This window comes from Algoriphagus sp. AK58 (genome assembly GCF_014324365.1).
GTDB lineage: Bacteria > Bacteroidota > Bacteroidia > Cytophagales > Cyclobacteriaceae > Algoriphagus.
In genome coordinates, this window is record NZ_QEIG01000001.1 from 188,817 (window position 1) to 214,937 (window position 26,121).

Here is a 26,121-nt window from a genome sequence, read left to right on the forward strand (position 1 = left end):
AACTTTTCCAAAGTTTGGAACTTTGGAAAGGTTGATTTAGGAAGTTCGGGACGTCAACCAATTTTCTTTTGAAGCAATTAACGTCGAACGCTGAACAACGAACGTCGAACGCCAAATCTCGAACAGGCTGGATTAGTCTTTCTGACAAACAAGCTTGTCCAATATCTTTAGAATTGATTTTCAGCTATCAATGGAATTTTTTCACTTCGGGAGCTTCTGCAGTGGCAGATAGTTCCGAGGCAAATCGCTCTGCATAGTGATCCAGCAGCTGCATAATTCGTTCCTGTTTGGGTGACTTTACGATCAATCCTGCATGGTATTCCAAAGGCACGCGGAAGCACACCTCAGGATCGTCAAAGCTGCTAAGATCAGGGTGTTCGTATTTGGAAAGTGTCAGAACGATGCCTGCGTAATTTTTGGCCACTTTAGGGAGTTCGTATTTTTTGTTTTTTGCCACAGCATCTTCAATTTTGGCCCATTCAGCCCAAAGATTGATGTCCGTGGCGGCCTCTACCATTTCGGCCAAATGTGCTCCTCCTACCCGAGAGGCGGTCTCCAAAAAGTAGATTTCTCCATCTTCCCGCGACTTGATGAATTCGGTATGGGAAGCCCCGTTTTTTAGTCCAAAAGCCTTCATGATGGCTTCGTTGACCTTTTTGATTTTTTTGTCATCCTCTGAGCCATAGAGAATATTGGCAGAACGGAAAATTCCCCCACCTTGGGAAATTTCCATTGGTGTAGCCAAGTAGCGTGAAACGGTCAGAAACAAGTTTTTCCCATCCAGTTGAAGGCCATCGGCATGGTAGACATCCCCGGGCTTGAACTGCTCGATGAGGTAATAGATCCTGTTGTCGCCCAATTCATCCAAATGCCTCCAAAGGGATTCCTTGTCATACACTTTGATAATCCCATGAGCAGAAGCTTCTGAGCGCGGCTTGAGTACCCATGGAGCTGCTACGGTATCAGCAAAATGGTTGATATCCTCGTTGTGAAAGAGAGAAGAAAATGCAGGAACTCGGATTCCGGCTTCTTTTGCCTTGATTCGCATAGCGAGCTTATCCCGGAAGTAGCGTCCCGTGGTCTGTCCCATGCCGGAGATCCGGAAGTTTTCACGCAAAAATGCCGCTTTCTCCACATCATAATCATCCAGAGCGATGATAGCATCGATTTTATGCTCTTTCATCAATCCGCCCACACCTCTCAGCAACAAATCCATGTCCCATTCTAAATCTTGACCGGGCATGAAAAACACTTCATCGATGTATTCAAAGGCCCAAGGTTTCTCGCGAAGTTGCTCAGTAGTCACCAAAAAAACCCGGTTTCCTTGTTTTTTGAGGGCAGTCAAAAAGGCGTTGCCTTTGAAATAATTAGAGATGCAGAGAAAAGTCTTGGAGGCACTCATAGTATGGAGGAATTTTGATCTTAAAATCAAAAAAAATCCGGCAAATCAGAAGACTGCCGGAATTTTTTTAAAGAATACTTTCGAAATATCTCAGCAATAAACTGACGCCATAGGCTGTTCCGGTTTTTGTTTTGGCAAATTCAGTGTCTGAAAAAGCAACCCCAGCAATATCCAAATGGGCCCAAGCCGGATGCTCATGAGTGAAGGCTTGAAGGAACTTTGCCGCGGTAATGGCACCTGCAAAAGGTTTCCCGTGGTAGTTTTTGATATCGGCGATTTCGGAGTCCATTTCTTTTCCATAGGCGTCCCATAGTGGAAGTGGCCAGGATTTTTCTCCGATTTCTTCCCCAACAGACTGTAATCCATGGGAGAGCGTACCATCATTTGAAAATAAAGCTGCGCACTCATATCCAAAGGTGCCTATTGCACTACCGGTAAGTGTGGCCAAATCGATGACCTGATCAGGAGAGTAATTTTTAATCAGATAGGAAAGTCCGTCTGCTAAGATCAAGCGACCTTCCGCATCGGTATCAATCACCTCTATACTTATACCTGCATGGCTGCTGATGACTTCTGAAGGCAGATAGGCGTCCTTGTCGATCGCATTCTCTACGGCTGGAACAATCGTGGTCAGATTGATGTGTAAGCCCAAATCTGCTACCAGCTGTGTGGTCGCCAAGACCGCTGCGGCACCGCCCATGTCGGACTTCATGTGATGCATGCCTTGGGTTTTGACATTGAGTCCCCCTGTATCAAAAGTGACTCCTTTACCCACTAAGCCAATATGCTTGGAGGCTTTGGGATGACGGTATTCGATGATAATGAAGCGAGGGTCCTTAGCAGAACCTCTTCCGACTGCCAAGAAAGCTTCCAGTTTTTCCGATTTGGCTTTTTTGGAATCCCAAACTTTAACATTCAGCCCAAGCTTTTTCCCAAGGTTTTTTGCCCAGTCCCCTAGGTTTTCCGGAGTGATTTTGTTGGGAGGAAGGTCGACTAGCTTGAAAGCTTCCATTTTTGCCAAGGCAATTTTTTCCGCTCGTTCGGCCAAGTCTTTTGACTTTTTCAGGGAAGAAATTACTTCCACTTTGAGTTTGCTGTAATCTTTCGGTTTCTCTTTTTTGTAAAATCCAATGGAGTAAGCCCCCAACTGGAAACCTACCAATGCGGCTTCTATTTGGCTGGCATCCATCCCGGCCGGAAAATCCAAAAGCACCTCCTTTTCAATCAAAGATGAATGCTTGGAAAGCACCCTTCTAAAGCTGTTCTCGATGCTTTTATATTCAGGACTTTCTCCCAAACCCAAAAGAAGGACCAATTGGCCTTCTGCCTGAAAGCTGAACTGAGAGTCTTTTTTTGCTGAAAAAAGCGGAGAAGGAATGTTTTTTTGAAGATTTTTTTCTGTCAAAACAGCATTGACCTGGTTTTCAAAAACAGGAATCACCCTTAATCCGGTGGAAGAAGGGGTTTTGGGATTTATTTTAAACTGCATAGTATGGTAGTTAGGATTTTACTCAGGTTTTTCACTAAAAAATAGCCATTCGATGGCTTTTGGAAACTCATCGCTCCAGTAGGATTCGTTGTGTTTTCCGTGTTCGTTGATGGAAAGCCGGACTTTCATTTTGCCCTGGAGACTTTCACGTTTGATGAGTCGTTTGCGGAATTTTGTCACATGGTCTACCATGGTTTCACTTTCATCACCTCCGGCATAGAGGTAAATCCGGGTATCCATCGGCTCGAAAAAATCCAAAAAACCCAACTTGATTTTAGGAATCACCCACAAGGATGGGGAGAAAATCATCAGCTTGCCAAAAACCTCCGGATACATCAGTCCTGAAAAGATACTTACCAGACCTCCCATGGAACTTCCTCCAATGCCGGTATGATCTCGATCCGGTTTGGTACGAAAAGTCCTGTCTACAAAAGGCTTCAGCGTATCGGTAATGAAGCGGATGTATTGTTTTCCTTGACCTTTTCCCAGGAGGGTTTTGCCTACGTTGTATTCTTGTACCCGTTCGGATTCACCATGCTCTACGGCGATGATGATGATTTTGCCGATGCCATAGTCTGACATGACGGCAAGCTTTTTATCGATTTGCCAGTTTCCAAATTCTGCATTTTCATTAAAAAGATTCTGAGCATCCTGAAGGTAAAGGACCGGATAATGCTCGGTACTGGTATCGTAATCGTGCGGCAGAAGTGCCCAGATTTTCCGGGTCTTGTTGAGCTGGGGGATTTCAAATTCCTCTGAGATCAGATGAATCTGAGGGAGCTGTGAAGGACGGTAGGGGAGCCAGTTTTTTCTCCATTTGGCCACCTTTTCCACTTTTACAGTTTTGTGGTCGTTCCAGTGACGATTTGGAGTACGGTTCCCGTGTTGATCGATTTCTACTTCCGACCAATCACCCTTGGTGAATTTGTAAATCAGCTCTCCCTCAAACTCCGGTCCTGCCGGAAATGCATATTCATAGACGCCCTCCTCTGTTTTCTGCATTTTAAATCGGGCATCCTGAGTGGCCCAATTGTTAAAGTTTCCCGACAGAAATACAGGTCTGTTGTCATCCTCCTCTGCGTGGAGAATGATTTTTTTTGTTTGAGTTCGGGTGGAAAGCATTACTGTAGTTTCTGAAACCATGGGCTGGGGTGGATTCTAGGATAAACCCGAAGTTTCAAAAATAAGTTTTAACTGGTGAAGAAAGAAATCCTAAACCTCAATCTGGCTCTCCCGGCCTAAATCGGATCTCCTCCGGATAGGGGATCGCATGGATCAGCTCCCCATCCTGAATCCTTTTTTGAATACCTTTCCAAAAGGCAGCATCAAATAAATCTCTGTGATACGATAAAAAATGAGGCTTCAAATCGGCCCTTCCTATCATCCAGCGCTTAAAATCTTCCGGAAACACATCATGTTTTCCAATTTCGTACCAAGGCTCAGCCGCATAGATCTGTTCGTAGGTTTCAGGCTTTGGCTTTTCTCTGAAATTCATGTCCTCCAAGAGTTCAATCTCGTCATAGTCATAAAAGATCACCCGTTTTTGACGTGTAAGTCCAAAATTCTTGGTCATCATGTCACCTGGAAAAATATTTGCCTGGGCCAATTGTAGGATAGCGCGGCCGTAGTCTTCAATTACTTTGAGTCCTTCTCGGGTGGAGCAGGTTTCGAGGAAAATATTGAGAGGAATCATCCTGCGCTCGGTGTAAAGATGCTTGATAATCAACTGATCCCCCACGACTCGCAATAGGGAATTGGTGGTGTTTCGTAATTCTTTCATCAACTCAGGGCTAACCCGGTGAAGGGGAATCCGGAAATACTCAAACTCATGGGTATCGGCCATTCGTCCCACTCGGTCGTGCAGAGAAACGAGTTTGTATTTTTCCCGTACTTCCTGCCTTGTCATGTTTTTAGGAGGCTCAAAGTGGTCTTTGATCAACTTAAAGACAATGTTTAAAGAGGGTAAAGTAAACACCGTCATCACCATGCCTTTGATCCCCGGAGCTACTACAAACTGGTCGGAGCTGTGAGCGAGGTGGTGGAGAAAATCCCTATAGAAAAGTGTTTTTCCATGTTTGTTAAACCCGATGGCATTGTAGAGTTCGTGGATTTTTTTGTGGGAAATGACGGAGTACAGAAACCCTACGATCTGGGAGGGAACCTCAGCCTCTACCATAAAATACGATCGGGTAAAACTAAACAAATGGCTCATCAGGTTGGGATCAAAAATCAGGGTGTCCACATAAATTCCTTTTGGGCCATTGAGGATTGGAATGATAAAAGGCATCCATTTTTTGCCTACATAGGTTCGGCCAATCAGGTAGGCTGCCTTGTTTCGGTAGAAAACAGGCTTGAGCAGCTGGGTTTTTGTACCGACTTCTACTTGATAGCGGGTAAGGATCACGTCTTTTACTCCCTTTACCAAGAATTGCACATCCTGCTCCTTGTCCATAAATGGAACTCCAAAGTCGAAATCCTCCAAGATCTGACGGATGATATTTTCCAATCCCATGGAAGCCGGATAGGTGAGAAGTAGGTCGGAGTTTTCCCGTATTTCGCAGGAATTGTAGCCTTCCATCACATACATGAGCTCCTCATCGAGGGGATTGTTGGGGAAAGTCTTCCTAAAAACCGAGTTGAAAAATGTTTCTGCCAGTTCTACATCAGGACGTTCCCTGATCATTTCCTGGTATTCTTTTCGGATCAATTTCCAGATTTCTCGATTGGTGCTGTCCGTTCCAAGGATTTCCTGAAAAACTTTTACGAGTTGGAATAGTAAATCCTTATATAGTCTAAGTCTCTGTCTATGATTGAGTTGGGTGGCCTGCCAGTTTCGCTGGGCAAAGTAGAGTGGAGCCAGGCGGGTGTACGTATTGAAGGTTTCGATGTAGGTCAAATAGCCTTCAAAGATCTTGGTAGCGAGAGGTAGGGCTCTGTTTGGCATAGGAAATTTGGCAGTAAAGGTAAAAAAAGGACTTTTTGATGAATTCCTTAAATTTTTTTTATAGGAAAGAGCTTGATTTTCTGAGAATTAGAAAGGGATGTCAAGTGCCGAAGAAAATTTTGAAAATTTTTCGCAATCGATTGTTTGGAGAGAAAAAAAACATTTTCTACTTTTCGACTGTATTCATGAATTGAATATCTACAATAGGTTTAATAGGTTTGAGAGCAGGAAAAGGTCGGGTGATAGCCCGGCCTTTTTTAATTTGAACATCTCCATTATTTTTCTTTCAATCCTTAACTTACCTACAAGCCGTTTTTTGGGTAAATGGAACAATCTGACCATGCATTCCCTTGATGATTTGACTTTTCTCAAAGGCATTTCTATCCTCTGAAATTTGTTTTTTCCTTCCCTTTCAATAGCTTCATAGCTCTTAATTTTTCCAATGAAGTCTATTCAAAAATCTTATTTCTATCTCCTGATTGCCCTAGTATTGGCTTCTTGTGGTACCCAAGAATCAAAAAATGAGCAGGAAACAGACGGAGTCCAAGCGCTAAATGCACCTGAATCAGCCTTTCAGAAAATGGAACTGGGAATGGGGCAAAAGCCTGCATGGAAATCCCACTGGGCTACGGTCTTGGGCGATTTTAGTGTAGAGGATTTCGAATGGATGTTTACCGATTCGATTGATCCCATGGAAATGCCGGAGAAAAACCCCATTTTGGAAAATGATCCTCTTTTTCCTTATCAGTTGCCTCATCCTGAAGGCAATGGTACCATGGATGTCTATTCGTATAAAGTGGAAGCTCAGGATGGATTGGACAAGCCCTACCTTAATCCTGATTCTGAAGTGATCTGGTATCGTGCAGACGGGATGAAAGAAAGACTCCTGTTTATCGGACCATCGGGAATGTTTGAGGAGGGATTATGGTTAAGCCCGAGTGAGTTTTTAGTGATGGGCTATTTTCAGGAAGAAGAAGGCTTTCGGCCCATGATATGGTTGATTAACACTGATTCTCATCAACTGAGCCAATACAAACTCAATAAAACCTCGATTTCTTACACCCCCGAATCTTATCTCAATAAAAAGCTAAAATCCGTGGACTTGTCCTCCAATGGAAATTGAAAAGTTAAAAGAGCTACTTCACCAAGCCCTGCAGCAATCACTTCCAGGAAAGGAGGCCCATCTTAAGATGTCGCCCCAACCTGTAGATATGCGAAGATTCTCACCAAAAACCCCGGAGAATCATCGAAAAAGCGGGGTCTTGTTGCTGTTTTATCCACAAATGGGGAAAAGTTTTTTTCCTTTGATCAAGCGTCCAGTCTATCCCGGAGTGCATAGTGGTCAGGTGGCTTTGCCGGGAGGAAAGTTCGAACCTGGAGATCCTGATGTCATTTTTACCGCGCTTCGGGAGGCAGAAGAGGAAATAGGAATCGATGCGGGAAAGGTGGAAGTATTGGGTCGGCTTTCGGACTTGTATATTCCCACCAGTAATTTTTTGGTCTCACCGGTGGTAGGTTTTATAGAGGAGAGCCCTCGATTTGTACCTGAAGAAAAAGAAGTTTCCAGAATTATCACCACAGGAGTCCAGACTATTTTTCAGCAAGAAATTATTAAGCGAACTCACTTGGAATTAGGAGGAGGAGTGCGCTTGGAAACCCCTTATTTTGATATCGATGGGGAGATTGTCTGGGGAGCCACTGCCATGATTTTAAGTGAGTTGCGTGATCTCTTGGAAGAGAAGAAGGGGTGAGGATTGGTCTTTTTGGGCTTTTGTTGGTATTGTTGTAATCAGATATTAAACCCAAACTATGGAAGAAAGCACGCCTTTACTGACCAACGATGCAGTGGTATTTGGCCTTTTGATGGCTACTTTGGCCTTTGTTTTTGCCACTTCGGCCAGTAAGCATCCTTTTTGGGTGAAGTTTTACACCTATGTACCCACGGTGTTGCTTTGCTATTTTATCCCTGCGGTGTTCAATTCTTTGGGATTGATTTCGGGAGAATCCTCCAATCTATACAAAGTAGCTTCCCGATATTTATTGCCGGCTTCTTTGGTTTTATTCACCATCAGTATTGATCTGAAGGGGATTTTAAGATTGGGACCAAAAGCTTTAACGATGTTTTTGGCCGGTACACTGGGAATCATGTTGGGAGGACCGCTTGCCTTGATCACTGTGGGATTGGTCCAACCGGATATTTATTCGGGTACTGGTCCTGATGAGCTTTGGAGAGGCCTGTCTACCATAGCGGGAAGCTGGATAGGCGGAGGAGCCAATCAGACGGCCATGTTGGAAGTGTTTGGTGCCAGTCCGGTACTGTTTGGGCAAATGATCGCGGTGGATGTTTTGGTGGCCAACCTTTGGATGGCTTTTTTGCTGTATTGGGCGGCAAAACCGGAGAAACTTGATAGATTTTTAAAAGCAGACACTTCAGCGATTTATGAGCTGAGGGACAGGATCGCAAAGTTTCGGGAAGGAATCATGAAAATTCCAAGTCTCAAAGACTCCATGCTGATTTTTGGGATTGGATTTGGAGTGACCGGGGTTTCTCATCTCGCTGCGGATTTTCTTGCCCCTTGGTTTGGGACCAATTTCCCCGAATTGGATCAATACTCGTTGAATTCAGCCTTCTTCTGGATAGTTGTCATCGCTACCACTTTAGGCCTGCTTCTTTCTTTTACCAAAGCCAGGGAATTGGAGGGGGCCGGTGCCTCACGAATGGGGTCAGTTCTGCTGTATGTTTTGGTGGCTACTATCGGAATGCAAATGGATTTGGGAGCAGTGCTAGACAATCCAATTTTCTTTTTGATCGGAATTCTGTGGATCCTTTTTCATATTCTAATCATGACTTTGGTGGCTTGGCTGATCAAGGCACCGTTTTTTTACGTGGCCGTGGGCTCACAGGCCAATGTGGGTGGCGCAGCCTCAGCACCGATTGTGGCTTCGGCATTTGATGCTTCTTTGGCTCCTGTGGGAGTTCTCTTGGCAGTTTTGGGTTACGCTGTGGGTACCTATGGAGCTTACCTAAGTGGATTGATGATGCAGTGGATCTATAGCATGTGATGAAGCATCCAAGAAAATTGGTTTTTTGCTGTACCGGATCGGATTGTAAAAAGTCCGGAGGCAAGTCCATCCGAAAGGAACTAAAAGAAGCAGCAAAAAATGGAGAGATAAAAGGCTTGGTCAAGCTTATCCAGACCAAATGCATGGACATGTGCAAGTCTGCTCCGGTAGTGATTGTGGGCGATCATTTTTGTAAAAAAGCCACGTTGGAAAAAGTTTTTAACGAATTGAAAAAGCCCTGAATTTCAGGGTCTTATTGTTAGATTTTACTTGTTTTTACCGCTGTTCCACTTACGGTCACCATCAGCATTCCCTCCCGGATGGTTTCGTAGTCCAAATCAATTCCAATGATAGCGTTGGCTCCAAACTGCCGGGCTTGCATTTCCATTTCGGCCATGGCAGTTGCTTTTGCCTCTCTTAGCACCTGCTCATAGGCGGATGACCTGCCTCCGACAATGTCGGTGATGCTGGCAAAAAAGTCTTTGAAAATGTTGGCCCCGATGATAGTTTCTCCGGATACGATACCCAAGTATTGGTCGATTTGATATCCTTCTAAGTTGTTTGTTGTTGTGACGATCATAGAATTTGAAATTATAAAATCCCGACGAAATTAAACTGAGTAAGGTTTTCAAAATTCAAGATATACTTTCGATATGGGGTAAATCCAGGTAGGACAATTACAAAAGGAGGGTAGGATGTTGTGTTTACTAAAAACTTTTTAAATATTGGGCCTCCTTGAAAATATCCTCTGATATTCTATTGGGATCAATTGTATGCCATGAATCAATTTCAGCAATTCGACATCTCAGATTTTTTGAATGAAATCCAAGAGCCACTATTTCTGATGGATTCTGAAGAAATCATATTTTTTAATCACTATTTCCAAAATCATTTTCAATTGATTGGAGAGAGATGGAGAGAATTTTTGAATCATGAAGACTTGCAAACTGAGTTGGGCCGCTTTTTTTCTTCAGGAGAACTTCCAAAATCCCGGTTCATCAAATCGCTGACGGGTCATAGCGGTCAAAAAGTACCCTTTGAATGGGTTTTTATCAACCTGCCCTCGAGTTATACCGAGCGGTTTTTAATTGTCAAAGGCAATAAAATCAATTCTGAAATTCAGGATATCCCGGAGGTTTTGCTGAAACCGGAAGGAGCTATCACCGAAGAGCTCCGCTACATGCAGAGCATTTTGAACAACAGTCATGATCTGATTGCCATTTTTGACCGTGACGGAAACTATCGGTATGTCAGCAAGTCTGTCGAGCAGAAAATAGGAATTCCTGTGGCTCAGCTCCTTGGCAGGAATTACAGGGAATTTGTAGAGTCAGGAGTTTTTGAAATAGTCAAAGGTAGCTTTGAAGAGATTCTTCATACAAAGCAAGAAGTAGCCTTGGATTTTTGGATTAATAGATCCACAGGGAGTCGGATTTATTTGGAAAGTTTTGCCAAAAACCTGCTCGATCATCCGCAGATTCAGGGAATTCTATTCAGTTCAAGAGATATCACGGATTTCATTCTTACCTCCCAATCTTTGCAAAGAAGGTATGAAATCGAAAACCTGATCAATCTTATCTCCGCCCAATTGATCAACGGGAAATGGTCCAATCTGGAGGATGAATTCGATAAGACTTTGATTCAGCTTGGGAAAATGCTGGGTGCTGAGGGTTCAAAAATTCTAATTTTCAATCGGGATACCAAAGAATTGGAAATTCTCAATAGCTGGTCAAAAGTAAGTGACACCAGTTCTTTTTTTGAATACGGCGCTAGATACTTCTCTCTAATAAATTCTATCCGGAAAGATTTGGAAAAAGGAAAGGTGAAGCAGGTTCATATTCCTGTCAGATCGATTAAAGGAAATGAATATAGGACAGAATTGCAGCTTTTGATTATTCCTTTGATTTCCTCTCATAAGTTACTGGGAATCATTCAGTTTGAATTTGAATCCGGAAGATTTTCTTATTCCGAGAAGGAAATCCAAGTATTCAAGCAATTGGGTGATATCCTGGCCGGGGCCTATTTGGGAAGCCAAATGATGAGCAGGCTTCAGAGGAATGAAAACCTTCTTGCCAATACCGAGCTCCTTGCCAATTCAGGTTCTTGGAGATTTGGAGCCCATCAAAACCGCTTTCATTTTTCAGGCGGGCTTTCCAGACTTTTGGGGATGGGAGATCAGCCAATATTGGCGGATTTTACTTCTCTGATTTACAAAATTGATAAAAGCCATCGTGCTGATTTTATCAGGAATCTCAGACAGGCATCAAGCCAGTTGGTAAGGACATCCGGAGAATTTACCATCACCGATGCAGAGCACAAGACTCGGTTTATCAGCTACGAAATTGAAGGGAAAAAGGACTTTTTGAGCCAGGGGTTGGAAATCTTCGGGTTTTGCACGGATATCACCCATAAAAGAGCTACGGATGGCTACCTGAGGCTTCAGTCACAAATACTGGCCCAAGTCAGCGATCCCATTATCGTCACCAACCTGTCTTTGGAAGTCATTTATCTGAATGAATCTGCCATACAGCTTTGCAGTCCTGAGACTGCCAGAGGCTTTAGAGGTTATTTGGAGGAATTGTTGACCGTTTCTTGGAAGAACAATGAAAACCTTAAAGAAATAGCAGACAGGATGGACTTGGGGCAAGTTTGGAAATCTGAACAGTTTATCCAAACTCGTCACACTCCCTTTTCTCCCTTTGAAGTCACCCTCCAGCCCATCCAAGCAGAGGAAGAGGAGAAAATAGGCTACTCCTTAATCTTACACAGTTTGGAACAAAAATATAGGTCTGAACAAATAGCCAGACGAGCCAAACTGATTGTAGAAAACAGTCCGGTGATCCTGTTCAGAGTGGATCCGAGTGACCAATACCGGATCAAATATATTTCTGAGAACATCAGCAGGTTTGGTTACGATGCCTCTCATCTGATTCAGAATGAAACTCCCTTCTTGGATTTGGTTCACCCGGAAGACCGGGCCTTAATTTTGGACCTCGCTAGAAAGCAAACCGTGAAGGAGGGGATTCGTTCGTTTTCAGGGGAATATCGGATCCGTAAGACGGACGGGACGTTTGTTTGGGTAGAAGACCGGACTTCCGATGTAGAAAATGAGGAGGGACATATTATTCTCCATGAAGGCTTGTTTCAGGATATCACGGACCGGAAAAGGCTGGAAATCATTCAAAAAGAACGCGATAAACAATACAGAATCCTTGCTTCTAATATTCCTAGGACAAACATTTTCCTTTTGGACTCTCAGCGCAGGTATATCTTAGCCGAAGGAACAAATTTTGAATTTTGGGGGCTTAAAAGAGAAGACTTTGAGGGTAAACATTTGCGCGATTTTTACCTGACTCCTTTCGAGGAAGTCAATCAGATTTTGGACAGGGTATTTTTTGATCAGGAAATTGTAGAATCGGAATTTTCTATAAATGGAAGAAGATACCATCGTGTTATTCGTCCCATCATTGAGAATGAAAGGGTGGAATATGCGCTGAGTATTATCAGGGATGTCGAGGATGAGTATAGGGCTAAGCAGGATTTGATCAATTCAGAGGAAAAGTACAGAAGGTTAGTCGAAGAATCCACCGAGATTATTTTTTCTCTTACAGAGACTTTTTTGATCAACTATGTGTCACCCAATGTGAAGCAGTTTCTTGATTATGATTCAGAAGAAGTGATCGGAAGAAGCATTTTTGATTTTCTAAATCCGGATGATTTGGATCAGTTTAGAATCATGCTGAATGAGAAAAAAGATATTCTTTCCACCACACAGTTTTTGGAATTCCGTCTCCGGCACAAGGACGGCACTTATCGGGTGTTTAGTTCAAATGGAAGACTGATTTTTGACCGGGACGGAACCCACAGGTACTACACAGGAGTGGCAAGGGATATTTCCAAGTTAAAAGAAGCTGAGCAGGAATTGCGAATCGCCAAAGAAAAAGCCGAGCAAGCTTCATTGGTGAAATCCCAGTTTTTGTCCGTCATGAGTCATGAGATCCGCACGCCTATGAATGCGGTAATCGGTTTGGCTCATTTTCTTATGGAAGAAAATCCAAGACCTGATCAATTGGAAAATTTGAAAACCCTTCAGTTTTCAGCAGAGAATCTGATGGCTCTGATCAACGATATTTTGGATTTTAACAAAATAGACTCTGGAAAAGTCGAATTGGAGAAAGCTCCCTTTGATGTGAGAAATGTGGTGCACAGGATTGTCCATTCCCATAGCTTTCAGGCCAATGAAAAGAACCTTAGACTCAGCTGTGAAATAGACGAAGCGATTCCTGAAACCTTGATTGGGGATTCCCTGCGACTGGGACAAATTGTCAATAACCTAGTGTCCAACGCAGTAAAATTCACTGACAGGGGTTTTGTACGTATCTCCTTATTTAGAGAATATACAGCAAACGGTCTCACAGAAATCCGTTTTTTGTTTGAGGATTCGGGAATTGGAATTCCTGACCAAAAGAAGAAAAGTATTTTCGAAGCCTTCACACAGGCTTCTTCTTCCACCAGCAGGAAATACGGAGGAACCGGCCTAGGATTAGCCATTGTAAAAAGATTGGTGGAACTCCATGGGGGAGAAATTGAACTCCACGACCGAAAAGGAGGGGGGAGTGTTTTTGAATTTATTTTGCCTTTTGAGTTTATCGATCAAAAAGCGCTTGAGGCTGAGAAAGCTGCTCAAACTATTTCAAAGTCATTGGAAAAAGCCTCCATTCTTGTGGCCGAAGACAATATAGTGAATCAGATTTTGATCAGAAAATTCCTTACCAAATGGAACGCTGGAAATTTGGTGATAGCCGGAGATGGGAAAGAGGCGCTGGACTTATTCGGTCAACAGGATTTTGATTTAGTTCTTTTGGACCTTCAAATGCCTGAATTGGATGGGTTTGAAGTAGCCTTGAAAATCAGGGAAAACCAATCTGTTCAGAAGGCCAATGTCCCTATCCTTGCCCTTACCGCTGCTTCATACAATGAAGTTAAAGATGAATTGATGAAAGCAGGGATTGACGACTTTATTCCAAAGCCATTTTCTCCGGAGATCCTTTATGAAAAAATTATTAAGGTTCTAAACCCAAAAGATCCGGGTGAAATTTTGGTTTAGCATTAATTTTGCCGATGGGATTCAGCCTTAAGGGTTCTCCATCCTAAAAATTACCATGATTTATCTTAAAAGACTTCTTCTGATTTTTTTCTTGGCATTGGAAGTGGTTTCGGTTCATGCCCAAAAACTGATAGAAAAGCGTTCCTCTTTCTATGGATTTACCGGAACTTCCGGAGCGAATATCCGGCAGTTTAATCAAATGCTCGAAGAAAGGGGACTTTCACCTCTAAGAAGTCGATACAGGTCGTATGGTCTAGGTTATCAGGCAAGAATCAATGACTTTTTGGTAGGATTTGAACTGTCGCAGCATCAAAGCAAATCCAGCGAATTGGATGACTTTCAGATCAAATACCGCACCTCCAGGGCTTTGTTAAATGTGGGGTATTCTCTTACCGAGGAAGGTAAATTCCAACTGATCCACTACATGTCACTGGGAATGGGGTATATGAATTTCCAAATGTTGCCGGAGGAACAAAGCAAGAATTTGGAGTTGTTTCTTTTGGAACCAAAAGAAGGATTCATACTAAGGAAAAACGACATCCAAAAAGGCACCCAGTATTTTGGAGATTTTCTTACCGAGATTGGCTTCCAGGCCAGTTATGATTTTGATCTTCCCGGCAGAAAAGAATCTCTTGAAATCCTGGCCAAAGTAGGCTATTCCTTCAGCCCTTTTGAAGGTAGTTGGACCATGAACGGTATTGCCTTTGACAATGCCCAAGCTGGGGCTTTTTTTAGAGTAGGAGCCGGAATTTCCCTTCCAGACCGGAACTTTTTCTATAAAGATGCTTCTGTGGGTATTTCGTTGATCAGCGGAATCCACTTCTCAAGCCCGGAGAATTTCAATAAGGTGCTTTCCGACTATGGTTATCAACCTTTAGAGGGAAGGCCGTCCAACTGGGGACTGAGAATACTAGGAGAAACAGACGGACTTCTTTATGGGGTAGATGTGTTTAATTTATCCATGAAAGGTCAAGCTACCAATTCTCAAAATCACAGCCTGAACAGCCTTCGGGTTTATGGGAATGCCGGAATTAAATTTTTCCAAATTAAAAATTTCGCCATAGGGGCAATGGGTGGCTTAGGTTATGGAAATATCCGTTACACGCTTTCAAGCAAAGAAAAGCCTGATTTTCCAGAGTTGTTCGAGCAAAGGAATTTCGATGGATATTTAAGATCTTCTGGTCTTATGCTGAAGCCGGAGATTCTCTTTGAGTATGGCCTTCCCATGACTAAAAGGAAATTTTTCGACTTGGTATTTACCGCAACTGCTGGATATGAAGCAGCTTTTCCAAGCTATAAATTAGGGGAAATATCCATGAGTGATTATTTATCAGCGCCATTTTTGACTTTAGGAATAGGTGTTAGACCCTAACTTCCTTTCCATTTAAGAATTTTTTGAAAAGTCGTGTCAAAGATTTTCATTTTATTCGATTAATTCCCTGTTTATTGAAGATTTGATATTACTTTTGGATTGGCTTATCGAGAAAGACCGAGGGAAGGGCCCTGTGACGTCTTAGCAACCTGTACACAAGGTGCTAACTCCCGTTCCGGAAATGCCGGAAAAAGATGAGCGGAAAGAATACCCACGTACTTTTCTCCGTGTTTTGCTCGATTGGCTTTTTGAATTGACTATAAAAAAGATGCAAAACAGAACGGAAACCCTACTCCAAGCTATTCAACATAGGATATTGATTCTTGACGGGGCCATGGGTACCATGATTCAGCGTTACACGTTGTCTGAGGAAGATTTCAGGACTCCAGCTCTTCAGGATCATCCCAAGGCACTGAAAGGGAATAATGATCTCCTTTCTCTAAGCCGTCCCGATATCATCAAAGCAATCCATAAGGAATATTTGGAAGCAGGGGCAGATATCATTGAAACCAATACCTTTTCCGCTACGACCGTTGCCCAAGAAGATTATGGGCTTTCTCATTTGGCCTATCAGATCAATTTTGAATCTGCCAAGCTTGCACGAGAAGTGGCCGATGCATTTACTGCAAAAGATTCCTCCAAACCACGATTTGTGGCAGGGGCAGTTGGTCCGACTAACCGAACAGCCTCCATTTCTCCAGATGTCAATGATCCCGGATATAGGGCGATTACTTTTGACCAACTGGCGGAGGCTTATTCAGAGCAGGTAAGAGGATTGCTGGATGGAGGATCAGATATCATTTTGATTGAAACCATCTTTGATACGCTCAATGCCAAGGCCGCGCTTTTTGCTGTGCAGGAAGTGTATGAAGAAAGAGGAATACCATTGGATCCAAAAGAAGGTGGGGTGCCGATTATGATTTCGGGAACGATTACCGATGCATCAGGCAGGACTCTATCCGGTCAGACCACGGAAGCTTTTTTGATTTCAGTTTCGCATGTGCCTTTGCTTTCAGTAGGCTTGAATTGTGCTTTGGGAGCCAAAGAATTGAGACCTTATCTCAAGGTTCTTTCTCAGAAATCTCCTTTCTATGTCTCTGCTTATCCCAATGCCGGCTTGCCCAACGAGTTTGGCGCTTATGACCAAGGAGCCAATGAAATGGCGGATCAAGTAAGGGAATTCTTAAGGGAAAGGATGCTGAATATTCTTGGTGGTTGCTGCGGCACTACTCCGGAACATATTCGGGCATTAGCAAAAATGGCAGCTGAATTTCAGCCCAGAAAAATCGAAGAGGAATTAGAAGAGGAGGAAAGCAATGCCTAAGCAAGATTATTTGAAACTTTCAGGCCTTGAGCCTTTGGTTTTCACCCCGACAATCAATTTTGTTAATATCGGTGAGCGGACAAATATTACCGGTTCTAAGAAATTTGCCCGCCTTATCTTAAGTGGCAACTATGATGATGCGCTGGAAATTGCCTTAGATCAAGTTCGTGGTGGAGCCCAGGTATTGGACGTCTGTATGGATGAGGGGATGCTCGATGGGGAATTTGCAATGGTCAGATTTCTTAATTTGATTGCTTCAGAACCGGAAATCAGCCGGATTCCTATCATGATCGACAGTTCCAAGTGGAGCATTATCCTTGCAGGCCTTAAGTGTGTGCAGGGAAAAGGGATCGTCAACTCAATTTCTCTCAAGAATGGGGAAGAGGAATTTATCCAACAGGCGAAGACCATCAAGAAATTTGGTGCAGCCGTAGTCGTAATGGCCTTTGACGAAAAAGGTCAGGCGGACACCTACGAGAGAAGAATCCAAATTTGCGAACGCAGCTACCGTATCCTGGTGGATCGAGTTAAATTCAATCCACAGGACATCATTTTTGACCCGAACATTTTCCCCGTTGCCACAGGGATGGAGGAGCATCGCAGAAATGCCCTGGACTTTTTCCTTGCTACTAAATGGATCAAGGAAAACCTTCCAGGAGCTAAGGTAAGTGGAGGAGTTAGTAACGTCTCCTTTTCCTTTCGAGGCAATGACCGGGTGAGGGAAGCTATGCATGCTGCCTTCCTTTACCATGCCATTCATCATGGTATGGACATGGGTATTGTCAATCCAACGATGCTGGAGGTGTATGACGATATTCCAAAAGATTTGCTGGAACGTGTGGAGGATGTGCTTTTTGACCGTAGGGAAGATGCCACAGAGCGACTTTTGGATTTTGCAGAAACCGTGAAATCTTCCGGTAAAAAAGAAGCTGTCAACGAAGCCTGGAGGTCACAGCCTGTTGCCAAACGAATCGAACATGCGCTGGTAAAGGGGATCTTGGACTACATCATCGAAGATACCGAAGTAGCCCGTCAGGAACTGGTCAACCCACTTAAAGTCATCGAAGGACCCTTGATGGACGGAATGAACGTAGTGGGTGATTTGTTTGGAGAAGGAAAAATGTTTCTTCCTCAAGTGGTGAAATCTGCCCGCGTAATGAAAAAGGCAGTGGCGTATCTTGAGCCCTTTATGCCTTTACCGGAGGAAGGACAGGAAGCTTCTTCCTTGAAAAAGATCCTGCTTGCCACCGTAAAAGGCGACGTGCATGATATCGGAAAAAATATCGTCGGAGTCGTGTTGGCCTGTAATAGCTATCAGATCATTGACCTTGGCGTAATGGTCGATGCCCAGAAAATCATTGACGAAGCGATCAAGAACAAGGTAGATATCATCGGATTGAGTGGACTCATTACACCATCATTGGACGAAATGGTCAATGTGGCTTCCGAAATGGAGCGCCAGGGCTTAAAGATTCCATTGTTGATCGGCGGGGCTACCACTTCCAGAATTCACACGGCTGTAAAAATTGATCCGGTCTACTCCGGAACGGTGGTTCATGTCACAGATGCAAGTAAGTCAGTACCGATCGCAGGTGAGGCTATATCCGAAGAAACCAAAGAGACTTTCCATAAGGAAATCAAAGAAACATACCGTTTGCTTCGTGAAGAACACGAGGCAAAGCAATCCGTGAAGCAGCTGGTCAGCTATGAGGAAGCCAAAGCCAATCCGGTGGAAATTGACTGGAGTTCCTTTGAGCCAGTTGAGCCCAATAAGTTAGGAAGAACGGTCTTGGAAGACCTAGACTTGACCGTGCTGAGGAAATACATCGACTGGACACCTTTTTTCAGCACATGGATGCTTAGTGGGAAATATCCCAAAATCTTGGAAGATCCGATTGTAGGAGAGGAGGCAAAACGTCTTTTCTCAGATGCACAAACCATGCTTGACCGAATCATAGCCGAGCGTTGGCTTTCAGCTAAAGCGGTGTTTACACTTTCACCGGTGAAGCGAATCCATGACGATGCCGTGGTATTGGAACCCAATGATGAGAATGTGGAAGTAGCCAGATTCCACTTTTTGCGTCAGCAAGGCAAAAAAGGAAAGGGAGTGCCTAATAGATCCTTAGCAGACTACCTGCACCCTGAAAAAACAGATTATTTAGGCTGTTTTGCTGTTACTGCAGGTTTGGGTATGGAGGCGAAGCTTGCTGAATTCCAAACCTCTGGTGATGATTACAATGATATCCTATTCAAAGCATTGGCAGATCGATTGGCAGAAGCAGCTGCAGAATACGTCCATGAGGTGGTGAGAAAGGATTATTGGGGTTATTCCAAAGAAGAAAGTTTGGATAACGATTCCTTGATCCGAGAAGAATACCTCGGGATCCGGCCTGCGCCGGGATATCCGGCTTGTCCAGAACATTCAGAAAAGGAAACCATTGCCAAGCTGTTAGATTTGGAAAACACGGTTGGAATCACCCTTACATCCAGCTATGCGATGTATCCGACCAGTTCTGTTTCCGGATTTTACTTTGGTCACCCTGAGTCAAAATACTTTGGGTTGGGCAAAATCGCCGAAGACCAAGTGGCCAGCTACGCTATGAGAAAGGGAATTTCCATTGAGAAGGCCGAACGATTGCTATCCCCCAATTTGGCTTACACGCCATCCAACCTATTAGCGAATCAAACTGTATGAAGATTACCGAACACCTGAAAAACGCAAAATCCACACTTTTTTCATTTGAAATATTGCCTCCATTGAAGGGGCAAAGTCTCAGGGAACTTTTGGAAGGAATAGCCCCTTTGATGGAATTCAAACCTCCCTTTGTGGATGTGACCTACCATAGGGAAGAGTATATCTATAAGAAGCATCCAAATGGGCTTTTGGAAAAAGTAAGTACCAAAAAGCGCCCGGGAACAGTCGGAATATGTGCGGCAATCATGAACCGATTTCATGTGGATGCAGTACCTCATTTGCTCTGTGGAGGATTTACAAAAGAAGAAACAGAGAACGCGTTGATTGATTTGAATTTTATCGGAGTTGATAACGTGTTGGCTCTTCGAGGTGATGCACCAAAGGCTGAGCGTTTTACTCCGGAACCCGCAGGGCATAGTTATGCCAGCGAATTGGTGGAGCAGATTGTCAAAATGAATCAGGGGAAATATCTGCACGAAGAAACTGAAAACAGCTTTCATACGGATTTTTGTGTTGGTGTAGCCGGTTATCCGGAGAAGCACTTTGAGGCTCCTTCCCTTAAGTTTGATCTGAAGTATTTGAAAGAAAAAATCGACAAAGGGGCAGAGTACATCGTGACTCAGATGTTTTTTGACAATCAAAAGTACTTCGATTATGTGGCCAAAGTCCGCGAAGCAGGTATTGATGTTCCCGTCATACCGGGAATTAAACCTATTACCACGTTGAGTCAGATTACCATGCTTCCGAGAACTTTCTTTTTGGATCTTCCGGATGCCCTGACGGATGAACTCGAAAAGTGCAAAACCAATGCAGAGGTGAAAGAAGTGGGAATTGCATGGGCCATTCAGCAATGTAAAGAACTGGTGGATGCAAAAGTGCCCTCTTTGCATTTCTACACCATGAGTAAGGCGGATGCGACTTACAAAGTGGCTAAAGAGGTCTTTTAAAACCTTTGAGGTCTTCATGGCCTCGGAGGTTTAGTTCATTAAGTGGAACCTTTGGGGTTTTCGAAAGTCCAAAGGTTCTGACCACTCTTCCTATTTTTCTGAGCATTTTCTCTATTCTGCCTATCTTCGGGCATGATTCAGTTGATCGAATGTCCTAGGGATGCCATGCAGGGAATCCCTGAATTTATAGATACAGCCATCAAGGCAGCTTACATCAATCAGCTGTTAGAGGTGGGTTTTCACACAATTGATTTTGGGAGCTTTGTGAGCCCCAAGGCGATTCCACAGATGCGGGATACAGCCGAGGTGTTGGAAATGCTCGATTTGCATAAGTCCAAATCCAAGCTTTTGGCGATCGTTGCCAATGTTAGAGGAGCAGACGATGCCCTTCAATTTCAGGAAATCGATTATCTGGGTTTTCCTCTTTCGGTTTCTGAGACCTTTCAGCACCGAAATACGAATGCCAGTATTGAAGAGGCGCTAAAGACCGTAGAAGCGATTCAAAACCTGTGTGAAGCCAAAGGAAAAAAGCAGGTGGTATATCTCAGTATGGGCTTTGGAAATCCTTACGGTGATCCCTATTCTCCGGAATTGATCGCAGAGTTTGTGGAAAAATTGGCCCAATTGCAGATTGAGACGGTTTCACTTTCTGACACCATCGGTCTGGCTACTCCTGAATTAATTACTCAGCTTTTTGAAGTGCAGACCCAGGCATTTCCCCAGATTCAGTTTGGAGCACATTTACATAGTCGATTGGATTCTATAGAGGAAAAAGTAATTGCAGCATTGAAAGGTGGCTGCCGAAGGTTTGATGGAGCACTCCAAGGATTTGGTGGTTGTCCGATGGCCAAGGATGAACTTGTGGGAAACATGGCCACTGAAGTCATGGTGAACGCTTTGGAAAAGCAAGGTTTTGAGCTTCGATTGAATAAGTCAGAACTTGCTGAATCTTTGAAGCTTGCCCGTTTTGTCTTTAATTCCTGATTGATGTCTGATATTAAGGTTCAAAGTAAAGTCAAGGCACTTCGATGGTTGCGCAGCATCCACAAATGGCTGGGGATTCCATTGATTGTATTTTTCTTATTGATCGGGATTACTTCCATTTTGCTGGCTTGGAAAAAGAAGGCAGAACTTTTGCCTCCTACCTTAGAATCAAAAGTTGAAAACGGAACTTGGATTTTGCCTTCTGAAATGGTCCGTATCGGGGAGGAGGAGATGAAAAAGCTTGGAAAAGATCCGGAGGTGGACCGAATTGATATTCGCCCTGACAAAGGAACCGCCAAAGTGACCTTTAAAACCCATTTTACCGAAGTACAGGTGGATGGTTTTTCAGGAGAAGTCCTTTCTGTCGGTACGCGACATTCTGACTGGATTGAGAAAGTTCATGATGGCAGTATAATTGACTATTATACCTCCGGAGACGAAGGGGCCAAGTTGACTTATTCTACCCTAGTTTCTATTGGTTTGATCTTTTTGGCAATCAGCGGGTTTTACCTCTGGTATTATCCCAAGGTGGTCAGAAAGTTGAAGGGGAAATAGGCTAAACCAAAAGCTTAAATTTTTTCCCGGGAAGAGATTTGACGATTCCTTCAAATTCCAAAGAAAGGAGTTTGGAGGAAAGGATTCCAATTGGAATTTCCGTCGCGTAAGAGATAAGATCAATTTCGGATTCACCTTTTTCCTGCAGATGGCAAAGAATGGCTTTTTCCTCTTCATCTCTTCCTGACAAATCCAAGGTGGGTTTGCTCACCTTTTCCTCTCCAGGCTTAGACCAAAATAATGCCTCTGCGATGTCTCCAGGACCAGTGTAGATAGAAGCTTTCATCTTTTTGATCAGCTGATTGCATCCTTCCGAAAAAGTGGATTGTAAATTTCCTGGCACAGCAAAAACTTCTTTATCATAACTGTAGGCAATCTCAGCGGTGATCAAAGCGCCTCCTTTTTCTGCGGCTTCCACCACAATCAATGCATCCGAAAGCCCCGCAATAATTCGATTTCGGGCGGGGAAATTACCGGGAACCATCTTACTTCCCGGTGCATACTCTGACATAAGCAGTCCGGTTTCTTGTAGTTGTTCGGCTGTCTTTCTATGGGCAGCAGGATAAATGTAATCCAATGGGGAACCCATAATTGCTATGGTGGGGAGGCCTGCTTGGAGAGCAGCCCTGTGCGCCTCGATATCGATACCATAGGCCAATCCTGAGATGATGACCGGCTGATAAGGAAGGAGGTCTTCTACGATTTTCTTGGTAATGGTTTTGCCATAACTCGTAGCATTCCTTGTCCCTACGATGCCGATACTCCGGTCAAAGTTCAGATCACCTTTTCCTTGTGTGAAAAGAATTACTGGCGCATCTTCGATGGATTTTAGCCGCTGAGGAAACTGCGAAGAAGAGGAGATGTGAATCTGGAACCCTTTTTTGTTGCAGGTTTCGATTACCTCGTCCGCAGTTTTTAACAGTGAAAATTCTTGTTTTTGAAGTTCAAGAAGTTTTTCGCCCACTCGGGGTATTTTGGAAGCTTTTCCTTTGGTAAGCTTGAAAAAGTGCTGGGGGGAACCACTATAAGCGACGATGGCTTTAAAAAGTGTAGGCCCAACCTTGGGTGCAAGCGCTAATGCAACATGATATCGGAGTTGCTCATGATCCGGATCTAGAATTAAGTTCATGCTTCAGATTGATTAAAAAGTCCTTGATTTCCTGAAGTTTCTGTACGGCTGCCACTTTGTCAAAACCTTGCTGCTTTCCAGAAGCAATCACTTCCTGAGCACCCTGAAGCGTATAGCCCTTTTCTTTTACCAGGTGATAGACATACCTTATTTTTTGGATATCGTCTTTGGTGTAGCGACGGTTTCCTTTTTTGTCCTTTTTAGGCCGGATAATATCAAATTCTCCCTCCCAATAGCGAATCAGGGAGGCAGCTACTTTAAACATATCAGCCACTTCTCCGATGGAATAATATTTCTTCTCAATTTCTCGCTCTTTGTAAGGCACAGCAGGATTGATTTTTAATAGGTTGACAAAGCACCTGGATTCCGGTAAATACTAAAAACGAACTAAAATAGGAAAATCGTACATCAGTTCAAGCTTCACTTGAAGCAAAGCACATAAAAAAACGGTGAATTTATCGGTTGATGCTTTGGAGCATCTGTACTGCTGAGAGTCCTGCCGTCTCTGTTCTGAGTCTGCTTTTGCCCAAAGAAACTGCCTGAAAGCCAGCATCAAAGGCTCGTTGAATTTCCTTAGGATCAAAGTCTCCTTCGGGACCTATTAAAATCAGGTAGTTGCTTCCCGGTCTTGCCAAGTCCATCAAATGGTGCCTGTGATGCTCATCAACATAGGCGATAAATTTCTGAAAATCATTGAATTCGTTTGATTTGATTAAATCATCGAATTTTGTGATGGTGTTGAGAACTGGGGTTCTAAACTTGATGCTTTGTTTGCAGGCTGAGATGATTTTTTTCTGGAGGCGGTCCGTTTTGAGATAGGAGCGCTCTGAGTTCATGGTTTCGATCAAGGTCAATTCATGAAATCCGATTTCAGTGATTTTTTCTACCATCCATTCCATACGATCCGGGTTTTTGGTAGGTGCAATGGCTAAATGGATATAAAAGTTATCTTCTTCTGCTTCGGTTTTATTTAGAATTTTAAGGCTTGCCTTTTTGGGGTTTGCATCCAAAATCACCGATTCGTAGACCATCCCTTTTCCATCAGTCAGTGTGATGGCATCTCCCTGCTTTTTGCGAAGCACACGGATCAAATGCTTGGATTCTTCTTCCGTGAGCGTGGAAATGGGTTCGGTAACCTGGTCTTGAAAAAAAAGCTGCATAACCTGATTGAATGTGGACACAAAAAAAGCACATTCCTATCAGAAATGTGCCTTTAAACCAAATTAACCTATAACCAAATTAACCTTTAGAAATTTCCATGTTGACGGTCTTTCCTTTGATGGTGTTGTTTTTCATCACTCGGATTACGTGCTCAGCATCTTTCTGAGGCACATCCACGAAAGAGAAGTTGTCAAATATGTCGATGCCGCCGATGCTTTTGCCTGGTACGCCTGTTTCTCCGGCGATTGCACCTACAATATCATTCGGACGGATTCTGTCTTTATTTCCCAAATTGAGGAATAGACGAGTCATGTTGGCATCACGAGTACGCTCGGTTCTTGGAGCGAAGTCTCTTCCGCCTTCTTTTCTATCACCGAAACGGCTTCCTCTTTCGAAACGGTCTCCACCACTTCTAGGGCCTCTTTCAAAACGATCTCCTCTACCTTCACCACGTCCAAATCGATCGGATCTTCCACCTTCTCTTCGGTCTCCAAATCTACCTTCACGACCTCCATCACGTCCGCCTTCTCTTCTTCTGTCAGCGTAGGAATTTTCCAAACCAAAATCTTGATCTTTCAATTCCTTCACGGCATCGCCCATGACCATTTTCATCAGGCCAAGGGAAATTTGCTCCGCAGTCAAGCCTTCAGAGATCATTTGCTGAATAGTAGCTTCGAAGATTTGATTGTCGTCTTCTTTGCTGAGAACGCGATAAACGTCCTTCACCAATTGAGCTTTTTTCAACTCAACCAGTTCAGTGACTGAAGGAGGAGTCATTTTATTGATGGTAGCCTTGGTATAACGCTCCAAGTCTCTCAATTTCATCGATTCTCTACGTCCGGTGATAAACGTGATGGCTGTTCCGGATTTGCCGGCGCGGCCGGTTCTACCGATTCGGTGTACGTAATATTCTTCGTCCAATGGAATGTCGAAGTTGAACACAGCTTCTACATTGTCCACGTCGATACCTCTGGCAGCCACGTCTGTCGCTACCAATACGGTGCAAAGTCCTTTTCTAAACTTGCCCATGACCTTGTCACGCTGTGCCTGAGAAAGGTCTCCGTGAAGCGCTTCAGCCAAAATTCCTCTAGCACCCAATGCTTCAGTCACCTCGTCGGTCATTCGCTTGGTGTTACAGAAGACAACGCTAAGTGCATAGTTATTGATATTCATCAAACGAACCATCAATTCCATTTTCAGGGAAGGCTTTACTTCGTAGTAAACCTGCTCGATTTTGGAAACGGTAAGTTCGTTTTTAGCGACTTTAATGATTTCAGGGTTGGTCTGATACTTTCTGGTCAAGTCCATGATTGGCTTAGCCATCGTAGCAGAGAAGAAGACAGTCTGTCTTTCTTCAGGCATTTCCTGTAGGATCGCTTCGATATCATCTCTGAAGCCCATGTCCAACATTTCATCTGCTTCGTCAAGGACAATGATACCGGCATCTTCCAGCCTTAGTGTGCCACGATCCATGTGATCTTGCACACGGCCCGGAGTACCTACTACGATCTGAACGCCTTTCTTCAGGGTGCGAATCTGCTTGTCGATAGATTCGCCACCATAGATGGCCACAGAACTGATTTTTTTGTGATACTTAGCCAATTTCTGGATTTCTCCTTCTACCTGCACCGCGAGTTCACGGGTAGGACAAAGGATGATGGCCTGAGGTCTGTTGAATTCAGGATCTACCAGATCGATGATTGGAATGGCAAAAGCTGCAGTCTTTCCGGTGCCGGTTTGCGCCTGACCGATGACATCGCGTCCTTCAAGTACGAAAGGAATGGCTTGTGATTGAATGGGGGAAGGTTGAGTGTAACCCATCTCTTCCACGGCCCGCAAGATTTCTTCAGAAATCCCCAGGTCTGAGAATTTAATTGTGTTTTCCATGAATGTTTCCTTACTTTTTCTTGCCATGTACTCCTAAATCCCAGACAAGCGACAGTAAGGATTCA

General features: G+C 43.8%; 20 protein-coding genes and 1 riboswitch. Of the genes, 11 read left to right on the forward strand and 9 right to left on the reverse strand.

The features are described 5' to 3' along the window. Nucleotides 1-187: 187 nt before the first annotated feature. From DDT91_RS00785 to aceK, 4 genes are all read right to left on the reverse strand, one after another. On the reverse strand, nt 188-1,402 hold the full coding sequence (locus DDT91_RS00785; RefSeq protein WP_187174209.1) for an acetyl-CoA carboxylase biotin carboxylase subunit family protein: 1,215 nt from the start codon (nt 1,400-1,402) through the stop codon (nt 188-190). 67 nt (nt 1,403-1,469) lie between these two features. Then, nucleotides 1,470-2,891, reverse strand: coding sequence for a M17 family metallopeptidase (locus DDT91_RS00790; RefSeq protein WP_187174210.1), 1,422 nt, complete (start codon nt 2,889-2,891; stop codon nt 1,470-1,472). Between the two features lie 18 nt (nt 2,892-2,909). Next, nucleotides 2,910-4,034 carry an alpha/beta hydrolase gene (locus tag DDT91_RS00795; RefSeq protein WP_187174211.1) on the reverse strand — a complete coding sequence of 375 codons (1,125 nt, stop codon included), beginning with the start codon at nt 4,032-4,034 and terminating at the stop codon, nt 2,910-2,912. Between the two features lie 76 nt (nt 4,035-4,110). Next, the gene (gene aceK, locus DDT91_RS00800) at nt 4,111-5,835 is read right to left on the reverse strand and encodes a bifunctional isocitrate dehydrogenase kinase/phosphatase (RefSeq protein ID WP_187174212.1); all 1,725 of its coding nucleotides are present in this window, start codon (nt 5,833-5,835) and stop codon (nt 4,111-4,113) included. Nucleotides 5,836-6,277: 442 nt separating this feature from the next. Between aceK and DDT91_RS00805 the strand changes: the two genes are divergently transcribed. From DDT91_RS00805 to DDT91_RS00820, 4 genes are all read left to right on the forward strand, one after another. Then, the gene (locus DDT91_RS00805; RefSeq protein WP_187174213.1) at nt 6,278-6,958 is read left to right on the forward strand and encodes a bifunctional isocitrate dehydrogenase kinase/phosphatase; all 681 of its coding nucleotides are present in this window, start codon (nt 6,278-6,280) and stop codon (nt 6,956-6,958) included. A gap of 88 nt (nt 6,959-7,046) precedes the next feature. After that, nucleotides 7,047-7,586, forward strand: a complete 540-nt coding sequence (locus DDT91_RS00810) for a CoA pyrophosphatase (RefSeq protein WP_255501984.1) — start codon at nt 7,047-7,049, stop codon at nt 7,584-7,586. Nucleotides 7,587-7,644: 58 nt separating this feature from the next. Continuing rightward, nucleotides 7,645-8,898, forward strand: coding sequence for a DUF819 domain-containing protein (locus DDT91_RS00815; protein WP_187174215.1), 1,254 nt, complete (start codon nt 7,645-7,647; stop codon nt 8,896-8,898). Beyond that, entirely contained in the window at nt 8,898-9,140 is a 243-nt protein-coding gene (locus DDT91_RS00820; protein ID WP_187174216.1) for a (2Fe-2S) ferredoxin domain-containing protein, read from the forward strand. Before DDT91_RS00815 ends, DDT91_RS00820 begins: the two co-directional genes overlap by 1 nt. Before the next feature lie 17 nt (nt 9,141-9,157). Here DDT91_RS00820 and DDT91_RS00825 read toward each other — a convergent pair whose 3' ends face one another. Further along, complete coding sequence (locus DDT91_RS00825) at nt 9,158-9,478, reverse strand: YbjQ family protein (RefSeq protein ID WP_187174217.1); 321 nt, start codon at nt 9,476-9,478, stop codon at nt 9,158-9,160. A gap of 198 nt (nt 9,479-9,676) precedes the next feature. Here DDT91_RS00825 and DDT91_RS00830 point away from each other — a divergent pair, with 198 nt between their 5' ends. The 7 genes from DDT91_RS00830 (at nt 9,677) to DDT91_RS00860 (ending at nt 21,879) form a co-directional block, all read left to right on the forward strand. Continuing rightward, nucleotides 9,677-14,002, forward strand: coding sequence for a PAS domain S-box protein (locus tag DDT91_RS00830; protein WP_187174218.1), 4,326 nt, complete (start codon nt 9,677-9,679; stop codon nt 14,000-14,002). 55 nt (nt 14,003-14,057) lie between these two features. Next, a complete protein-coding gene (locus tag DDT91_RS00835) occupies nt 14,058-15,374 on the forward strand; it encodes a hypothetical protein (protein WP_255501985.1) in 1,317 nt (438 codons plus the stop codon). 101 nt (nt 15,375-15,475) lie between these two features. After that, nucleotides 15,476-15,575: riboswitch (SAM riboswitch) on the forward strand. A gap of 67 nt (nt 15,576-15,642) precedes the next feature. After that, nucleotides 15,643-16,698 (forward strand): homocysteine S-methyltransferase family protein, encoded by a 1,056-nt coding sequence (locus tag DDT91_RS00840; RefSeq protein ID WP_187174271.1) that lies wholly within the window; start codon nt 15,643-15,645, stop codon nt 16,696-16,698. Next, nucleotides 16,691-19,393, forward strand: coding sequence for a methionine synthase (metH, locus tag DDT91_RS00845; RefSeq protein ID WP_187174219.1), 2,703 nt, complete (start codon nt 16,691-16,693; stop codon nt 19,391-19,393). Before DDT91_RS00840 ends, metH begins: the two co-directional genes overlap by 8 nt. Further along, complete coding sequence (metF, locus tag DDT91_RS00850) at nt 19,390-20,340, forward strand: methylenetetrahydrofolate reductase [NAD(P)H] (protein ID WP_187174220.1); 951 nt, start codon at nt 19,390-19,392, stop codon at nt 20,338-20,340. Before metH ends, metF begins: the two co-directional genes overlap by 4 nt. Nucleotides 20,341-20,472: 132 nt before the next feature. Further along, nucleotides 20,473-21,324: a hydroxymethylglutaryl-CoA lyase gene (locus tag DDT91_RS00855; protein ID WP_187174221.1), complete on the forward strand. Its 852-nt coding sequence runs from the start codon at nt 20,473-20,475 to the stop codon at nt 21,322-21,324. A gap of 3 nt (nt 21,325-21,327) precedes the next feature. Next, nucleotides 21,328-21,879: a PepSY-associated TM helix domain-containing protein gene (locus tag DDT91_RS00860; RefSeq protein ID WP_187174222.1), complete on the forward strand. Its 552-nt coding sequence runs from the start codon at nt 21,328-21,330 to the stop codon at nt 21,877-21,879. A gap of 1 nt (nt 21,880) precedes the next feature. Here DDT91_RS00860 and dprA read toward each other — a convergent pair whose 3' ends face one another. The 4 genes from dprA to DDT91_RS00880 form a co-directional block, all read right to left on the reverse strand. Next, complete coding sequence (gene dprA, locus DDT91_RS00865; protein WP_222718569.1) at nt 21,881-23,008, reverse strand: DNA-processing protein DprA; 1,128 nt, start codon at nt 23,006-23,008, stop codon at nt 21,881-21,883. Next, nucleotides 22,980-23,333, reverse strand: coding sequence for a MerR family transcriptional regulator (locus tag DDT91_RS00870; RefSeq protein WP_187174223.1), 354 nt, complete (start codon nt 23,331-23,333; stop codon nt 22,980-22,982). The genes dprA and DDT91_RS00870 overlap by 29 nt, the downstream gene beginning before the upstream one ends. 130 nt (nt 23,334-23,463) lie before the next feature. Further along, nucleotides 23,464-24,168 carry a 16S rRNA (uracil(1498)-N(3))-methyltransferase gene (locus DDT91_RS00875; protein ID WP_187174224.1) on the reverse strand — a complete coding sequence of 235 codons (705 nt, stop codon included), beginning with the start codon at nt 24,166-24,168 and terminating at the stop codon, nt 23,464-23,466. 79 nt (nt 24,169-24,247) lie between these two features. Beyond that, nucleotides 24,248-26,056 (reverse strand): DEAD/DEAH box helicase, encoded by a 1,809-nt coding sequence (locus DDT91_RS00880; protein ID WP_187174225.1) that lies wholly within the window; start codon nt 26,054-26,056, stop codon nt 24,248-24,250. Nucleotides 26,057-26,121: the final 65 nt, after the last annotated feature.

What these genes read in the sequence shown, in the direction of transcription:
- DDT91_RS00815 (WP_187174215.1), top strand. Translation starts at nt 7,645, where the DNA reads ATGGAAGAAAGCACGCCTTTACTGACCAACGATGCAGTGGTATTTGGC.
- DDT91_RS00785 (WP_187174209.1), bottom strand. Translation starts at nt 1,402, where the DNA reads ATGAGTGCCTCCAAGACTTTTCTCTGCATCTCTAATTATTTCAAAGGC.
- dprA (WP_222718569.1), bottom strand. Translation starts at nt 23,008, where the DNA reads ATGAACTTAATTCTAGATCCGGATCATGAGCAACTCCGATATCATGTT.
- DDT91_RS00880 (WP_187174225.1), bottom strand. Translation starts at nt 26,056, where the DNA reads ATGGAAAACACAATTAAATTCTCAGACCTGGGGATTTCTGAAGAAATC.
- DDT91_RS00805 (WP_187174213.1), top strand. Translation starts at nt 6,278, where the DNA reads ATGAAGTCTATTCAAAAATCTTATTTCTATCTCCTGATTGCCCTAGTA.
- metF (WP_187174220.1), top strand. Translation starts at nt 19,390, where the DNA reads ATGAAGATTACCGAACACCTGAAAAACGCAAAATCCACACTTTTTTCA.
- DDT91_RS00875 (WP_187174224.1), bottom strand. Translation starts at nt 24,168, where the DNA reads ATGCAGCTTTTTTTTCAAGACCAGGTTACCGAACCCATTTCCACGCTC.
- metH (WP_187174219.1), top strand. Translation starts at nt 16,691, where the DNA reads ATGCCTAAGCAAGATTATTTGAAACTTTCAGGCCTTGAGCCTTTGGTT.
- DDT91_RS00795 (WP_187174211.1), bottom strand. Translation starts at nt 4,034, where the DNA reads ATGGTTTCAGAAACTACAGTAATGCTTTCCACCCGAACTCAAACAAAA.
- DDT91_RS00825 (WP_187174217.1), bottom strand. Translation starts at nt 9,478, where the DNA reads ATGATCGTCACAACAACAAACAACTTAGAAGGATATCAAATCGACCAA.
- aceK (WP_187174212.1), bottom strand. Translation starts at nt 5,835, where the DNA reads ATGCCAAACAGAGCCCTACCTCTCGCTACCAAGATCTTTGAAGGCTAT.
- DDT91_RS00835 (WP_255501985.1), top strand. Translation starts at nt 14,058, where the DNA reads ATGATTTATCTTAAAAGACTTCTTCTGATTTTTTTCTTGGCATTGGAA.
- DDT91_RS00790 (WP_187174210.1), bottom strand. Translation starts at nt 2,891, where the DNA reads ATGCAGTTTAAAATAAATCCCAAAACCCCTTCTTCCACCGGATTAAGG.
- DDT91_RS00830 (WP_187174218.1), top strand. Translation starts at nt 9,677, where the DNA reads ATGAATCAATTTCAGCAATTCGACATCTCAGATTTTTTGAATGAAATC.
- DDT91_RS00855 (WP_187174221.1), top strand. Translation starts at nt 20,473, where the DNA reads ATGATTCAGTTGATCGAATGTCCTAGGGATGCCATGCAGGGAATCCCT.
- DDT91_RS00840 (WP_187174271.1), top strand. Translation starts at nt 15,643, where the DNA reads ATGCAAAACAGAACGGAAACCCTACTCCAAGCTATTCAACATAGGATA.
- DDT91_RS00820 (WP_187174216.1), top strand. Translation starts at nt 8,898, where the DNA reads ATGAAGCATCCAAGAAAATTGGTTTTTTGCTGTACCGGATCGGATTGT.
- DDT91_RS00810 (WP_255501984.1), top strand. Translation starts at nt 7,047, where the DNA reads ATGCGAAGATTCTCACCAAAAACCCCGGAGAATCATCGAAAAAGCGGG.
- DDT91_RS00860 (WP_187174222.1), top strand. Translation starts at nt 21,328, where the DNA reads ATGTCTGATATTAAGGTTCAAAGTAAAGTCAAGGCACTTCGATGGTTG.